Source organism: Serratia sp. OS31 (assembly GCF_014164835.1).
In the GTDB taxonomy this organism is placed as follows: Bacteria; Pseudomonadota; Gammaproteobacteria; order Enterobacterales; family Enterobacteriaceae; genus Serratia; species Serratia liquefaciens_A.
In genome coordinates, this window is record NZ_JACJFQ010000008.1 from 158,516 (window position 1) to 172,873 (window position 14,358).

General features: G+C 55.7%; 15 protein-coding genes. 12 read left to right on the forward strand and 3 right to left on the reverse strand.

Features of this window, described 5'->3' with window-relative positions; genetic code table 11:
* Nucleotides 1–24 precede the first annotated feature (24 nt).
* The 6 genes from fhuC to H5P17_RS09735 all read left to right on the forward strand — a co-directional run bounded on the left by fhuC (nucleotide 25) and on the right by H5P17_RS09735 (nucleotide 5,122).
* The gene (gene fhuC / locus H5P17_RS09710) at nucleotides 25–822 is read left to right on the forward strand and encodes a Fe3+-hydroxamate ABC transporter ATP-binding protein FhuC (protein ID WP_182822582.1); all 798 of its coding nucleotides are present in this window, start codon (nucleotides 25–27) and stop codon (nucleotides 820–822) included.
* Entirely contained in the window at nucleotides 822–1,730 is a 909-nt protein-coding gene (gene fhuD, locus H5P17_RS09715; RefSeq protein ID WP_182822584.1) for a Fe(3+)-hydroxamate ABC transporter substrate-binding protein FhuD, read from the forward strand. The genes fhuC and fhuD overlap by 1 nt, the downstream gene beginning before the upstream one ends.
* The gene (gene fhuB / locus H5P17_RS09720) at nucleotides 1,727–3,715 is read left to right on the forward strand and encodes a Fe(3+)-hydroxamate ABC transporter permease FhuB (protein ID WP_182822586.1); all 1,989 of its coding nucleotides are present in this window, start codon (nucleotides 1,727–1,729) and stop codon (nucleotides 3,713–3,715) included. Before fhuD ends, fhuB begins: the two co-directional genes overlap by 4 nt.
* 268 nt (nucleotides 3,716–3,983) lie before the next feature.
* Nucleotides 3,984–4,316, forward strand: a complete 333-nt coding sequence (locus H5P17_RS09725; RefSeq protein WP_182822588.1) for a type II toxin-antitoxin system RelE/ParE family toxin — start codon at nucleotides 3,984–3,986, stop codon at nucleotides 4,314–4,316.
* Between the two features lies 1 nt (nucleotide 4,317).
* Entirely contained in the window at nucleotides 4,318–4,602 is a 285-nt protein-coding gene (gene nadS / locus H5P17_RS09730) for a NadS family protein (protein WP_182822590.1), read from the forward strand.
* A 367-nt stretch (nucleotides 4,603–4,969) separates the two neighbouring features.
* Entirely contained in the window at nucleotides 4,970–5,122 is a 153-nt protein-coding gene (locus H5P17_RS09735) for a Hok/Gef family protein (protein WP_071827059.1), read from the forward strand.
* A 126-nt stretch (nucleotides 5,123–5,248) separates the two neighbouring features.
* Here the strand turns inward: H5P17_RS09735 and metK are convergent, their stop codons facing one another.
* The gene (metK, locus tag H5P17_RS09740) at nucleotides 5,249–6,403 is read right to left on the reverse strand and encodes a methionine adenosyltransferase (protein WP_020828554.1); all 1,155 of its coding nucleotides are present in this window, start codon (nucleotides 6,401–6,403) and stop codon (nucleotides 5,249–5,251) included.
* Between the two features lie 759 nt (nucleotides 6,404–7,162).
* Here metK and H5P17_RS26820 point away from each other — a divergent pair.
* Together H5P17_RS26820 and speA are read left to right on the forward strand one after the other, a co-directional pair.
* Nucleotides 7,163–7,306, forward strand: a complete 144-nt coding sequence (locus H5P17_RS26820; RefSeq protein WP_115058053.1) for a virulence promoting factor — start codon at nucleotides 7,163–7,165, stop codon at nucleotides 7,304–7,306.
* A complete protein-coding gene (gene speA / locus H5P17_RS09750) occupies nucleotides 7,299–9,275 on the forward strand; it encodes a biosynthetic arginine decarboxylase (RefSeq protein WP_182822592.1) in 1,977 nt (658 codons plus the stop codon). The genes H5P17_RS26820 and speA overlap by 8 nt, the downstream gene beginning before the upstream one ends.
* Nucleotides 9,276–9,551: 276 nt before the next feature.
* Here speA and H5P17_RS09755 read toward each other — a convergent pair whose 3' ends face one another.
* Nucleotides 9,552–9,815, reverse strand: a complete 264-nt coding sequence (locus H5P17_RS09755) for a hypothetical protein (RefSeq protein WP_255477884.1) — start codon at nucleotides 9,813–9,815, stop codon at nucleotides 9,552–9,554.
* A gap of 394 nt (nucleotides 9,816–10,209) precedes the next feature.
* Between H5P17_RS09755 and speB the strand changes: the two genes are divergently transcribed.
* Together speB and rluF are read left to right on the forward strand one after the other, a co-directional pair.
* Nucleotides 10,210–11,130: an agmatinase gene (gene speB, locus H5P17_RS09760; protein WP_182822594.1), complete on the forward strand. Its 921-nt coding sequence runs from the start codon at nucleotides 10,210–10,212 to the stop codon at nucleotides 11,128–11,130.
* 53 nt (nucleotides 11,131–11,183) lie between these two features.
* The gene (gene rluF / locus H5P17_RS09765; protein ID WP_182822596.1) at nucleotides 11,184–12,047 is read left to right on the forward strand and encodes a 23S rRNA pseudouridine(2604) synthase RluF; all 864 of its coding nucleotides are present in this window, start codon (nucleotides 11,184–11,186) and stop codon (nucleotides 12,045–12,047) included.
* A gap of 49 nt (nucleotides 12,048–12,096) precedes the next feature.
* Here rluF and H5P17_RS09770 read toward each other — a convergent pair whose 3' ends face one another.
* Nucleotides 12,097–13,332: an MFS transporter gene (locus H5P17_RS09770; protein WP_182822599.1), complete on the reverse strand. Its 1,236-nt coding sequence runs from the start codon at nucleotides 13,330–13,332 to the stop codon at nucleotides 12,097–12,099.
* A gap of 395 nt (nucleotides 13,333–13,727) precedes the next feature.
* Here H5P17_RS09770 and H5P17_RS09775 point away from each other — a divergent pair, with 395 nt between their 5' ends.
* Both H5P17_RS09775 and H5P17_RS09780 read left to right on the forward strand, forming a co-directional pair.
* Complete coding sequence (locus H5P17_RS09775; protein ID WP_044553353.1) at nucleotides 13,728–14,045, forward strand: non-heme iron oxygenase ferredoxin subunit; 318 nt, start codon at nucleotides 13,728–13,730, stop codon at nucleotides 14,043–14,045.
* Between the two features lie 2 nt (nucleotides 14,046–14,047).
* On the forward strand, nucleotides 14,048–14,356 hold the full coding sequence (locus H5P17_RS09780; protein WP_044553351.1) for a recombinase-like helix-turn-helix domain-containing protein: 309 nt from the start codon (nucleotides 14,048–14,050) through the stop codon (nucleotides 14,354–14,356).
* Nucleotides 14,357–14,358: the final 2 nt, after the last annotated feature.

Consider the following 14,358-nt stretch of genomic DNA (forward strand, 5'->3'; position numbering starts at 1 on the left):
GTCGCCCCGGACAGAGTAGGACCTATGCAGGATAAACACCTCAATCACGACGCCACCTTTACCTTGGACAGCGCCAGCTTTGCCGTTCCCGGCCGGGTGCTGCTACAACCCTTGTCGCTGACCTTTCCCGTGGGGAAAGTCTGCGGGCTGATCGGCCATAACGGCTCCGGCAAATCGACCTTGCTGAAAATTCTCGGTCGCCACCAAAATCCAACCGACGGTACGGCGCGGCTTAATCAGCAGTTGCTGAGCCAATGGGACAGCAAAGCCTTCGCGCGTCAGGTCGCTTATCTCCCTCAACAATTGCCCGCCGCGGAAGGGATGACGGTGCGCGAACTGGTGGCGATTGGCCGCTATCCCTGGCACGGTGCCTTGGGGCGCTTTGGCGTTAACGATCGTCAGCAGGTTGAGGAGGCGATTGCGCTGGTGGGGTTGAAGCCGTTCGCCAACCGCCTGGTCGACAGCCTGTCCGGCGGTGAGCGTCAACGCGCCTGGCTGGCGATGATGGTGGCGCAAGACAGCCGTTGCCTGTTGCTGGACGAACCGACCTCGGCGCTGGATATTGCCCACCAGGTTGAGGTACTGGCACTGATCCAACGTTTGAGCCATGAGCGTGGCCTGACGGTGATTGCGGTGCTGCATGACATCAATATGGCCGCACGCTACTGCGACCATCTGGTGGCGTTGCGCGGCGGTGAGATGATTGCCCAGGGCACCCCGCTGGAGCTGATGCAGGGTGACGTGCTGGAGCAAATTTACGGTATTCCTATGGGGACGCTGCCGCATCCAAGCGGCGGCGCACCGGTGAGTTTTGTCTACTGATGCCTGATTCTTCTGATTTTCATCATGATGCCGTCCGCCGTCGCCTGCTGACGGCCATGGCGCTGTCGCCCCTGCTGTTTTCTTTGCCGAGCCAGGCGGCGGCAACGCCACCCGATCTTACGCGCATCGTGGCGCTGGAGTGGCTGCCTATCGAGTTGCTGTTGGCGCTGGGGATCACGCCGCTGGCCGTCGCGGATATCCACAACTACAACCTGTGGGTGGAAGAGCCGAAAATGCCGGCGTCGGTGATCGACGTCGGTCAGCGTACCGAACCCAATCTGGAGCTGCTGCAGCAGTTGCGGCCTTCGCTGATGTTGCTGTCTCAGGGATACGGGCCTACGCCGCAAAAGCTGGCCCCTATCGGCCCGACCATGAGCTTCGGCTTCAATGACGGCAGTGGCAAACCGCTGACGGTGGGCCGGAAGTCGTTACTGCAACTGGCGCAGCGGTTGGGCCTTGAGGCACGGGCAGAGCAGCACCTGATCCAGTTCGATCGATTTATCCAGGATGTGCGTCAGCGGCTGCAGTCTTACAGCCGACAGCCGCTGCTGCTGTTCTCCCTGCTGGACACGCGCCATGCGCTGGTCATTGGCCAGAAAAGCCTGTTCCAGGAGGTGATGGATCAACTTGGGATCCAAAATGCCTGGGAGGGGGAAACCAATTTCTGGGGTACGGCGGTGGTGGGCATTGAGCGCCTGACGGCGGTAAAAAATGCGCGCGCGATTTATCTCGACCACGGCAATCAGGCCATGATGGAAAAAGTCAGTTCTACCCCATTGTGGCAGGCATTGCCGTTTGTCAGACAGAACCAATTGCGCCAGGTGCCGGCAGTGTGGTTCTACGGCGCGACGTTATCGGCGATGCGCTTTTGCCATCTGCTGGAGCAGGCGCAGGAGAGTTATTCATGAGCGCACGCATCCGTGCATTACCGCTGACGTTGCTGCTGTTACTGTTGGCGGCGGCGGGCGGTCTGACGATCTACAACCTGCTGCAGCAGCTGCCGTGGTCGCTGTGGGGGCAGGCGCTGAACGCGCCCGATATCGACGATGTACGTCAAATGCTGTTCCACTACAGCCTGTTGCCGCGGCTGTCTGTGTCCCTGCTGGCCGGTGCCGGCTTGGGGCTGGTCGGCGTACTGTTCCAGCAGGTGCTGCGCAATCCGCTGGCGGAACCGGCGACGCTCGGCGTATCCGCTGGGGCGCAGCTTGGGCTGACTATCGCCACTTTGTGGATGCTGCCGGGGGGTGAGATAACCCGGCAACTGGCCGCAATGGCTGGCGCCATCCTGGTCGGCGGACTGGTGTTCGGCGTGGCCTGGGGCAAGCGCATGTCCCCGGTGACGCTGATCCTGGCCGGTTTGGTGCTGGGGCTGTACTGCGGCGCGGTCAACAGCCTGCTGGCGTTGTTCAATTACGATCAACTGCAGGGCCTGTTCCTGTGGAGTACCGGTGCGCTAAACCAGCAGGACTGGAGCACCGCACAGTTTATCCTGCCGCGTTTGCTGATTGCCGGAGTGCTGGCCGTATTGCTGTTGCGTCCGCTGACCTTGCTCGGGCTGGATGATGGAGTAGCGCGTAATCTGGGGTTAGGGCTGTCGATGGCGCGCTTTTGTGCGCTGGCGGTGGCGATTATTTTCAGTGCGATGTTGGTGAATGCGGTGGGCGTAATCGGTTTTATCGGCCTGTTTGCGCCGCTGATGGCAAAAATGCTGGGTGCGCGCCGTCTGGCGCACCGCATGATGCTGGCGCCGTTGCTGGGTGCGCTGCTGCTGTGGCTGACCGACCAGGTGATGATCTCCTTGACGCAGGTCTGGCGTGAGATCCCAACCGGGGCGGCAACGGCGCTGTTTGGTGCTCCGCTGTTGCTGTGGCTGTTGCCGCGGTTGCGCAGTGCCGCTACGCCGCCGCCCATGAACCTGGGTGACAAGGTGCCTGCCGAACGCGGCCATCTGTGGGCATGGGCAGCAGTGGCAGGGATGGTGTTGCTGGCCGGTATCGCCGTGGCGTTGATGTTTGGTCAGAATGCCACAGGCTGGCACTGGAGCCAAGGCACCGAGCTCGAGTCATTGATGCCGTGGCGCTGGCCGCGCGTGCTGTCAGCGTTGGCGGCGGGCATGATGCTGGCGGTAGCGGGGACCCTGATCCAAAAGCTGACCGGTAACCCGATGGCCAGCCCGGAAGTGCTGGGTATCAGCTCCGGTGCGGCCTTTGGCGTGGTGATCATGCTGTTTATCGTGCCGGGGGACGCCTTCGTTTGGCTGCTGCCAGCCGGGAGCCTGGGGGCCGCGGCGACGCTATTGGTGATTATGATCGCTGCCGGGCGTGGCGGTTTCTCCACCGAACGCATGCTGCTGGCCGGCATTGCGCTCAGTACGGCCTTTACCACCACCATTTTCCTGCTGCTGGCGAGCGGCGATCCGCGTATGGGCGGGTTGCTGACCTGGATTTCAGGTTCCACCTACTCGGTGACGCCGGAACAGGCGGTACGTACGGCGGCCATTGCCGCGCTGCTTATCGTGTTGGCGCCATTGTGTCGTCGCTGGCTCAGTATTCTGCCCCTGGGCAGTGCTACGGCCCGTTCGGTGGGGATTGCGCTAACGCCGGTGCGAGTGGTCATTCTGCTGCTGGCCGCTACGCTGACGGCGATGGCGACGTTGACCGTGGGGCCGTTGAGCTTTATCGGCCTGATGGCGCCGCATATGGCACGTATGCTGGGCTTCCGCCGCGCGTTACCGCAGATGGTGATAGCTGCGCTGCTGGGGGGCTTGTTGATGGTGTTTGCCGACTGGTGTGGCCGAATGGTGATGTTCCCGTACCAGATCCCTGCCGGGCTGCTGGCTACCTTTATCGGGGCGCCGTATTTCGTTTATTTGCTGCGGAAGCAAACCTCGTAGCCGACGTCGTTCCTGCCGTTTCTATCATCAAAGGCTCAGCATCGCTGGGCCTTTATTTTTTCGTATTTTCATACTATTGCAAAGCTTTGCGTACGGCTGCGCAGAACGGATATTCAGTGCGGAAAAGGGGCCTGAGATCTGGGGGGCGATGAATATACTGCGCGCGGGTGCTCTGGATCCTATCTGGAGAGCTCCTGAACTCAAGTTACCTTGGTGTACATAGTACATTTTGTGGTGTACTTTGTACCTTAACATGGAGAGGGCGCCAGTGAGTCATGCGCTACTATTTATTGAGACCCCAATGTTTACGCGCCAGATAATGCAAATAGCCACGGATGACGAGCTAAAAGAACTTCAGAAAGAACTTATCGAATCACCAGGTAAAGGCGATCTGATACAGAAAACCGGCGGGTTGCGAAAAGTCAGGATGGCAACAGGTCCCCAGGGAAAAAGGGGGAGTGCCAGAGTGATTTACTTTCTGGCGACCAAAGAGGTTATCTATCTGGTGATGGCCTACCCGAAAAGCATTAAAGACGGTCTGACCGATATGGAAAAATCAGAGCTGAAGAAATTAACGAAATTGTTGAAAGGTGAGGTGTGACATGAGCTTTTTTGACGATATGAAAACGTCTCTTGAAGAAGCTGTCGCCATTAAGAACGGGGTTAAGGCTCCAGCTAATGTTACGCGTTATGATATCGCAGATGTGAAGGCGATCAGGGCGCAGCTTAATGTTTCTCAGAGCGAAATGGCAAAGGTATTGGGTACCAGCGTTGATACCATTAAAAGCTGGGAAACCAAAAGACGTAACCCAACCGGGCTGGCTGCAAAAGTGTTGGCGGCGATCCAGGCTAACCCCGCTTTCTTCCGTGAGCTTGCCTCACACTAGGCTTATCCCTCGATGAAATTATCCGGGACGATGAGACCCTTACAGTCAAATAAAACCAGAAAGTCACTGGGTACACTTAAGCGCTAGCAGCCAACTGTTGGCGCTTTTTGTTTTTGTATTTTCATACCATTGCAAAGCTTTGCGTATGGCCGCGCAGAACGGATATTCAGTGCGGAAAAGGGGCCTGAGATCTGGGGGGCGATGAATATACTGCGCGCGGGTGCTCTGGATCTTTCTTCCCGAGCATTCGTAAGGGATAGAAAGAGAAAAGCCCCGTGTCGATATACATCAACCCGAGGCCAACTCTAACGCCAGAGAACGTTAGGTTAGCTTCTTACCCGCCGAGAGGCAAGGAGAAGGAGGCATGATGCCGAACAAAGGAAGTGTCGTAAAACTGGTCGTTATTTGTGCCACTGTAATATCACTGGCATGGATAACACGCAGCAAACTTTGTGAGCTGCGGATCCGATCGGGCAACACGGAAGTTGCGGCCATTCTGGCTTACGAATCCAAAAGGTAAGGCAACCCAACGGCGGGGGCATTGCTCCCGCCTGTTGGTTGTTTGAGCGTGGATCCACGAGCACCCATCCGCTAAAAACAAAAACGGCAAGCCAAGGCTTGCCGTTTTCACATTCGATACGCAGGCTTATTTCAGGCCGGCAGCATCGCGCAGCAGTTCTGCTTTGTCGGTCGCTTCCCAAGGGAAGTGCTCACGGCCGAAGTGACCGTAAGCTGCGGTTTCGCGGTAGATCGGCTGCAGCAGATCCATCATCTGGATCAGGCCGTATGGGCGCAGATCGAAGAACTCGCGTACCAGCAGGGTCAGCTGTTCGGTAGGGACTTTCTCGGTACCGAAGGTTTCCACCATGATGGAGGTAGGTTCCGCCACGCCGATAGCGTAGGAAACCTGGATCTCACAGCGGTCAGCCAGGCCGGCGGCAACGATGTTTTTCGCCACGTAGCGCGCTGCGTAAGCCGCTGAACGGTCAACCTTGGACGGATCCTTACCGGAGAACGCACCGCCACCGTGACGAGCCATACCGCCGTAGGTATCAACGATGATTTTACGGCCGGTCAGGCCGCAGTCACCCATTGGGCCACCGATAACGAAACGGCCGGTCGGGTTGATGTGGTATTTGGTGCTGGCGCTCAGCCATTCGGCAGGCAGAACCGGCTTGATGATCTCTTCCATCACCGCTTCTTGCAGGTCTTTCAGAGAAATATCTTCGGAATGCTGGGTGGACAGAACCACCGCATCGATACCGACGATTTTGCCATCGTCATATTGGAAGGTGACCTGGCTTTTCGCATCCGGGCGCAGCCACGGCAGAGTGCCGTTTTTACGGACTTCGGACTGGCGCTGCACCAGACGGTGCGCGTAGGTCACCGGTGCCGGCATCAGCACTTCGGTTTCGTTGGTGGCATAGCCAAACATCAGGCCCTGGTCGCCGGCACCCTGTTCCAGAGGATCGGTACGGTCAACACCCTGGTTGATATCCGGGGATTGCTTGCCGATGGCGCTCAGTACGGCACAAGAGTTGGCGTCGAAGCCCATATCCGAATGAACATAGCCGATTTCGCGCACGGTTTTACGGGTGATCTCTTCGATATCTACCCAGGCGCTGGTGGTGATTTCGCCGCCAACCAGAACCATGCCGGTTTTCACGTAGGTTTCGCAAGCTACGCGTGCTTTAGGATCCTGTTCCAGGATGGCGTCGAGGACGGCATCGGAGATCTGGTCAGCGATTTTATCAGGATGTCCTTCGGAGACGGATTCGGACGTGAATAGGTGTTTAGCCATGGTGTTCTTTACCTTGCATAAGACGGGTTAGAAATTACTGCACAGCGCTGGAGATCCGGCATCAAAGCGAAGGGTCTTCCGCTGATGGCGCGAGATGCTTCCTGCAACGCCCCTCAGGCAAAGCCGTTAAGCAGTTTATCAGTTAACCAGTATAGATGGATTAACATCTGGACGTCTATTTTAGGTCAGGGCTTAGCCGGATTGCCAGTATTTTTTTGCCCTTTCGCTCTTTTGCGCAAAGCTAGCGGCGCCATTTTCATCGCTTGAAACAGTTTCCGACAAATTTTCATTTTGCATTTTCCCCGTGTTATCGGTATAAACTGCGCGCGCGGCTCATTTGGTGCACAGTGCGGGGTACGAAGTTGTAAACTTCTGTGACGCCTCCACGGGTGGTCTGATTGTCAGCCGCAGACGCCAACCTTTGGCGTCGCCGCTTCATAGAACGGTCACGTTCTTACACTATTAATAGAGGCTCAGTCGTTCATTGAGGACGACGTGCGTGGAGGTGGTTGGATTAATGATCCGTTGTCTACCGGTTGTTGGTTCTCAACAGCAGTGCCGTTCTGGCGCACATTCTTCTGCTATTTCCCGTCTTGTCTCTACACCACCTTCCAGGTGTGATAAACACTTGGGCGCTACTCAGGATTCTCGGGCCGGTTAACGGTCGTCTGAAGAACTGAACAAGGGTAGCCTGCAGCCTTCCTGTGGGATGTTTCTTGACCCGATTCACGAGGTTTGAACAGGGTGTCTTACAATTATATGAGTAATAAACCGATCGCTGACCGCGAACGGCAGTTTTATTCGCTGCCGCAAGGGCGGTTTGTTGGGTTGTTCTCGCGGGTTGTAGCTGCGATAGTGGCTGACTGTATCGTCAGTACGCGATGTGAGGCGAGTAATGTCTGATGATCTTTTGATTCACCGTCCGTCAGCAACGGGCGAATCTAAATCTTTGCGCTCCATGCAGGAGGTTGCCATGAATGATCGTGATGCCAGCAAGATGCTGCGCACTTATAACGTCGCCTACTGGGGCAACAATTATTATGACGTCAATGAACTGGGCCACATCAGCGTGTGCCCGGATCCGGACGTCCCGCAGGCACGTGTCGATCTGGCCGAGCTGGTGAAGCAGCGTCAAAACGACGGTTTGCGCCTACCGGCACTGTTCTGCTTCCCGCAGATCCTGCAGCACCGTCTGCGTTCGATCAATGCCGCGTTCAAACGTGCGCGTGAGTCGTTCGGCTATGAAGGTGGCTATTTCCTGGTTTACCCGATCAAGGTAAACCAACACCGCCGGGTGATTGAATCTCTGGTCAACTCCGGCGAACCTCTGGGGCTGGAAGCCGGCTCCAAGGCCGAACTGATGGCGGTGCTGGCGCATGCCGGCATGACCCGCTCGGTGATCGTCTGTAACGGCTATAAAGACCGTGAATATATCCGTCTGGCGCTGATCGGTGAAAAACTGGGGCACAAGGTGTACCTGGTGATCGAGAAGATGTCCGAGATCAACATGGTGCTGGAAGAGGCCGAACGCCTGAACGTGGTGCCGCGCCTGGGCGTGCGTGCGCGTCTGGCGTCGCAAGGCTCCGGTAAATGGCAGTCGAGCGGCGGCGAAAAGTCCAAGTTCGGTCTGGCAGCCATTCAGGTGCTGAAGCTGGTGGAAACCCTGCGTGAAGCGGGCCGTCTCGACAGCCTGCAACTGCTGCACTTCCACCTGGGTTCGCAACTGGCCAATATTCGCGATATCGCCACCGGCGTACGTGAGTCGGCGCGCTTCTACGTAGAACTGCATAAGCTGGGCGTGAATATCCAGTGCTTCGACGTGGGCGGCGGTTTGGGCGTAGATTATGAAGGTACCCGTTCGCAGTCCGACTGTTCGGTGAACTACGGCCTGAACGAATACGCCAACAACGTGATCTGGGGCATCGGCGACGCCTGTAATGAACACGGTTTGCCGCACCCGACGGTGATCACCGAATCCGGTCGTGCAGTGACCGCGCATCATACGGTGCTGGTATCCAACGTGATCGGCGTTGAACGCAACGAATTCAGCGATCCATTACCGCCTGCAGAAGATGCGCCACGCGCGTTGGAAAGCATGTGGGAAACCTGGCAGGAAATGAACGAGCCGGAAAATCGCCGCTCGCTGCGTGAATGGCTGCACGACAGTCAAATGGATCTGCACGACGTTCATACTCAATATGCACACGGCATGTTGGATCTGACCAAACGCGCCTGGGCTGAGCAGCTGTATCTGAACATCTGCAACAAGATCCAGCAGCAGTTGGATCCGAGCAATCGTGCACACCGTCCAATCATCGACGAACTGCAAGAGCGTATGGCGGACAAGTTCTACGTCAACTTCTCGCTGTTCCAGTCCATGCCGGACGCCTGGGGTATCGATCAACTGTTCCCAGTGTTGCCGTTGGAAGGCCTGGATAAGCCGCCGGAAGGCCGCGCGGTGCTGCTGGATATCACCTGTGACTCGGATGGCACCATCGATCACTACATCGATGGCGACGGCGTGGCGACCACCATGCCAATGCCGCCGTACGATCCGGAAAACCCACCGGCGCTGGGCTTCTTCATGGTTGGCGCCTATCAGGAGATCCTCGGCAACATGCACAACCTGTTCGGCGACACCGCCTCGGTTGACGTGTTTGTCTTCCCTGACGGTACGGTAGAAACCGAGTTGTCCGATGAAGGCGATACCGTTGCCGACATGCTGGAGTACGTGCAGCTCGACCCTACCGCACTGTTGGCCAAGTTCCGCGATCAGGTGAAAGAAACCGATCTGGACAGCGAGCTGCAGGCGCAGTTCCTGGAAGAGTTCGAAGCCGGTTTGTACGGTTATACTTATTTAGAAGATGAATAAGTAGAGCGCTTCTGAAAGGTCGGGCATCTGATGGATGTCCGGCCTTTTTTATATCTTGATGACTGATATTCTATTTTATTTGCTCATCTTTCAATTTTAAAACATGCTTTTCCACCAGCGGCTGGTAACGAATAAATATCCTGATGCGATAAGGAAAGAGTAACCTAGTGGTTTAAGCATTATGCCGGCGCTAATGGCTTCCCCTTTAACCAGAAAGACAAGCGTATAGCAAAGAAAGAAAAGCGAAAATATTTTGAGAAATTTTATAATCACTACCTACCCCCACAGATGCTGATAAGCGCGTTCATTACTAACACAGCGCTTAGTCACCCACAAGGCGCTGATAAAAAAGTCTACGGCGATCATGGATACGGGAACATAGATAAGCACTACTTCTATGGATATTTCATTCAGTGAGTCAAATTTAGAGCAAAGATAACCCAACGGAATGCCTGATAAGAAAGCTAGGGTTTCTAGCGTGATATAAAGTTTTTTGTTTTTAATTATTCGCCGTTGGCGCATGGGCATAATATTAAACATGGCTTTACTGATCCCGTGTTATCTGAAAGTGTAAATGTTAATTATAAACAGGGCTGTTAACTTATTTTTAATAAAGTGGTTTTTATAATTAACCTATATATTTTTCTTGCCGGCTAAAGGGATCAAAATCACAAAGTTCAAACCTCGCCGCACGGCAACGGTCACACGACGGTAGGATTCAGGGTATATACTGGCTAACGACGAGCAGCCGATATGATGATGCGCGCTCTTGAAGCGCGAGCGAAATGCGGCGATAATCTGCTGCATAGGCAGTACTGAAACAGATTTCGAATGGATCCCTTTCTCGTCGGGCTAACGACGCGGGAGGGATTTTTTTTTGCCAGCGTCTGTGTGATTTTTCAACAGGCGAAACGTTGAAATATGAGGGTTTACTATGAGTACCTTAGGCCATCAGCCCGATAATTCCTTAGTGTCCAATGCCTTTGGTTTCCTGCGCTTTCCGCTGAACTTTATGCCCTACGACAGCGATGCAGAGTGGGTCATCACCGGCATTCCATTTGACATGGCAACCTCCGGCCGCGCCGGTGGCCGTCACGGTCCCGCGGCAATCCGTCAGGTTTCCACCAACCTGGCCTGGGAAGGCAACCGCTGGCCGTGGAACTTTGACCTGCGCGATCGTCTGAATGTCGTCGATTGCGGCGACGTGGTGTTCAACTTCGGCGACGCTCAGGACATGAGCGACAAGCTGCAGGCGCACGCGGAAAAACTGCTGAAAGCCGGCAAGCGCATGCTCTCCTTCGGCGGCGACCACTTCGTGACTCTGCCGTTGTTGCGCGCACACGCCAAACATTTCGGCAAACTGGCACTGGTGCACTTTGATGCCCATACCGACACCTATGCTAACGGCAGCCAATACGATCACGGCACCATGTTCTTCCATGCGCCGAACGAAGGCCTGATCGATCCCACTCGCTCAGTGCAGATCGGTATCCGTACCGAGTTCGATCACGACAACGGTTTCACCGTGTTGGACGCGGCACAGGTTAACGATCGTAGCGTTGACGATCTGCTGACTCAGATCAAACAGATCGTCGGCGATATGCCGGTCTATCTGACCTTCGACATCGACTGCCTGGATCCGGCGTTCGCACCGGGGACCGGCACACCGGTCATCGGCGGTCTGACCTCCGATCGTGCGCTGAAACTGGTGCGCGGCATGCAGTCGCTGAACATCGTCGGCATGGACGTGGTAGAAGTCGCCCCGGCGTATGACCAGTCTGAAATCACCGCGCTGGCTGCGGCGACGCTGGGTCTGGAGATGCTGTATCTGCAAGCGGCTAAAAAACAGGCCTAAACAGTATTGGCTTAAACTCTGGCCTTTCAGAGGCCAGAGTTCATGGAGAAAACATGCTGACCAAGCCTTCCACACGTCTTAACAAATATATTAGCGAGAGCGGCATCTGCTCTCGCCGCGACGCCGATCGTTACATCGAACAAGGCAACGTTTTTATCAATGGCAAGCGCGTTACGCTTGGCGATCAGGTATTCCCAGGGGACGTCGTCAAGGTCAACGGTCAGCTGATTGAACCTCGTAACGAAGACAACCTGATCTTTATCGCGCTGAACAAGCCGGTCGGGATCGTCAGCACCACCGAAGAGGGCGAGAAAGACAATATTGTCGATTTCGTCAACCACAGCACCCGTATCTTCCCGATCGGCCGCTTGGACAAAGACTCTCAGGGGCTGATCTTCCTCACCAACCATGGCGATCTGGTGAACAAGATCCTGCGTGCGGGCAACGACCATGAAAAAGAATACCGGGTGACGGTCAACAAACCGGTCACCGACGACTTTATCCGTGGTTTGGGTGCCGGCGTGCCGATGCTGGGGACGGTGACGAAAAAATGCAAAGTGAAGAAAGAAGCCCCCTTTGTGTTTCGCATCGTGCTGGTTCAGGGCCTGAACCGCCAAATTCGCCGCATGTGCGAGCATTTCGGCTATGAGGTCACCAAGCTGGAACGTACTCGCATCATGAATGTGAGTATGGCCGGTTTGCCACCGGGTGAATGGCGCGATTTAACCGACGACGAACTGGTCGAACTGTTTAAGTCGATCGAGGGCTCCACTTCGGAAGCAAAACCGGCGAAGAAAGCCAAACCGGCAGTGAAAAAACCGGCCGGTAGCGGGGCGAAAAGCGCCGATAAACCCAGCAGCAGTGCGCCTGCGCGCAAGCGCTTTGCTCAGCCGGGTCGTAAAAAGAAAGGGCGCTGAGCCCCGGTAATATGAATAGGGTTCGGGGCGCAGGTGCGCCCCGACTGCTTTATGCCCGCCTGGCTTCTCGCGTCATCCGCATCCGGCTAAACAGCACACAGCCCGCCAACAGCGTTACTAGCTGCGACACCATCAGCACCGCAAATCCTGAAGACACCTTGCCCTGGCTGGCCATCACCATGCCCATAATCATCGGCACAAACGCCGAGAACATATTGCCAATGCCGTTAATCAGCCCGTAGGCGCTGCCGACCGCCTGCGGCTGCGCATAATGTTGCAGCAGGGTTGGGATCGCCGCCCCCTGAGCCCCCCAGCAGGCATTGGCCGCCAGCAGGAAGAAGGCAATCCAGCCGAGCTGATGACTGTGCATCACGCCATAGATACACAACGCAGTTGCCGCACCGCCAAAGGCGAAAATCAACGGTGCCTGATAGGGGCGAATGCGGTCAAGCAGCACGCCGCCGAGATATTTTGAGGCGATGCTGACGATAAACGGCAGCGAAGCCATCCAGCCCATCTGTTTGATGGAAAATCCTTTCTCGTCGGTCAGGTAAGCCGGCAGCCAGGAGCTGGAGCCCCACAGGTAGCTCAGGGTAGCAATCTCGATCAGCATGATCCAACCCAGCATCGGGGTATGCCAGGCCAGGGCGAAGGTGTGCCAGACACGGCTCAGAACCGGTTGAGGATCGACGTCGCGCGGCGGTAACAAGGCTGGGTGGATAAACCACCGCACCAACGCCAACCCCAGCAGCAGGTTGATCAGCGCCAGCAGATAGAAAGAGACCGCCCAGCCGAAGTGCGCCATCAGGAAACTCACCAGCGGAAAGCCGATCACCAGGCCCAGAGAAACCCCCAATGTGCTGACGGCATTGGGTTTGCCACGTTCATCGGCGGCGAAGTGATCGCCGATATACATGGTTTTCAACGAGAACAGGGGGCCCTCGCTGATGCCAAGCAGTATGCGTACCGCAAACAGCAGCAGTAACGAACCCGCCAGCGGCGAGGCGGCGGTGAGCAGCGCCCACAGCACAATGCTGAGCGTCAGCGCGCGGCGATAGCCCATCAGGGTTTCCAGAAAGGGCGTCAGCAGCATGGCGGAAAGCCCGTAACCGAGCAAAAAAACCGTCATCAGCATGCCCTGGTGCGCCCGGTTACCGTCGAGCTGAAAGTGCTGCAAGAATTCGGGGTTAACCAGCATCACGGCGATATTGACCCGATCGGCATAGGCGATGACGATCAGAAACAGCAGGGCTACCACCCCGAACCAGCGTTGACGTTGTTGCACAATGCGCTCCTTTGGCGGGCGAAGAAAGAATTTAGGCAGCAGCAAACTAACCCGCTGATTTCACAGTGCTGAAAAGCAGGGCTGAGCCGTTTTAATGTAAATTTATTGTTATCAAAAAGATGTATTTGTCAGTGAGAGAGCACTTTTACTCGCATTGCATCCGCCAGATCAACGTCTTTTTACCCATGAATTAGTGATAGAAAGCACAACTTTCATCAGTTTTTCATATCGGTGCATTTTTTCGTGATCCTTCCCGCATTTGTCATGTTTAAACAACTTTCCATTAACAATTGCCGTATTGCTCTCTTGACGAAAGTTTCACCAGACTTATAGTGAGTGTATTAAATAAGAAACTGAGTTTCATATATGAAACAATCAGATAGAGGACAGAAGCAATGAGCTGGAAGAACGTGTGTGAAGTGTCTCAGGTGAAAGAAGATTTTCCTTTCTCCGCCAACGTGGAGGGGAAAGAGGTCGGTGTGTATCTGATCGACGGCAACTATTACGCGCTGGAAGACGTTTGCCCACATGCCTATGCCTTGCTCAGCCAGGGGTTTGTTGATGACGGCAAGGTCGAATGTCCGTTGCACGAAGCATTGTTCGACGTGCGTACCGGCCAGTGCCTGCGTGAGCCAGGCGGTCGCGATCTGCAAACCTATGCCACCCGGGTGATCGACAATCAAATCCAAATCACCTTTATTGCGGAGGAGTAATCATGCAGCACATCACCGATTTCAATCCCTGGCTGCCGGACACCCAACAGGTGATCCCGGCGCGCGAAGGCGGCAACGGTCAAATCCATCAGCCGGGCCAATTCCAGAACGTCATCTGGCAAACCCGCGCCCGGGTGCCGGACGGTTTCGAAACTGCGCTGGTGACGGCGTTGGAAGAGATCTTCGATCAGGGTGCAGAAGAGCTGGAGCAGATCGTCAGCGCGCTGAATCAGCGTCGCCTGTTCGATCGCAATGGCCAGCCGTGGAATGAGACGGCGTTCCGCGAATTCCTTCACGTTAACGGTTTCTGAGC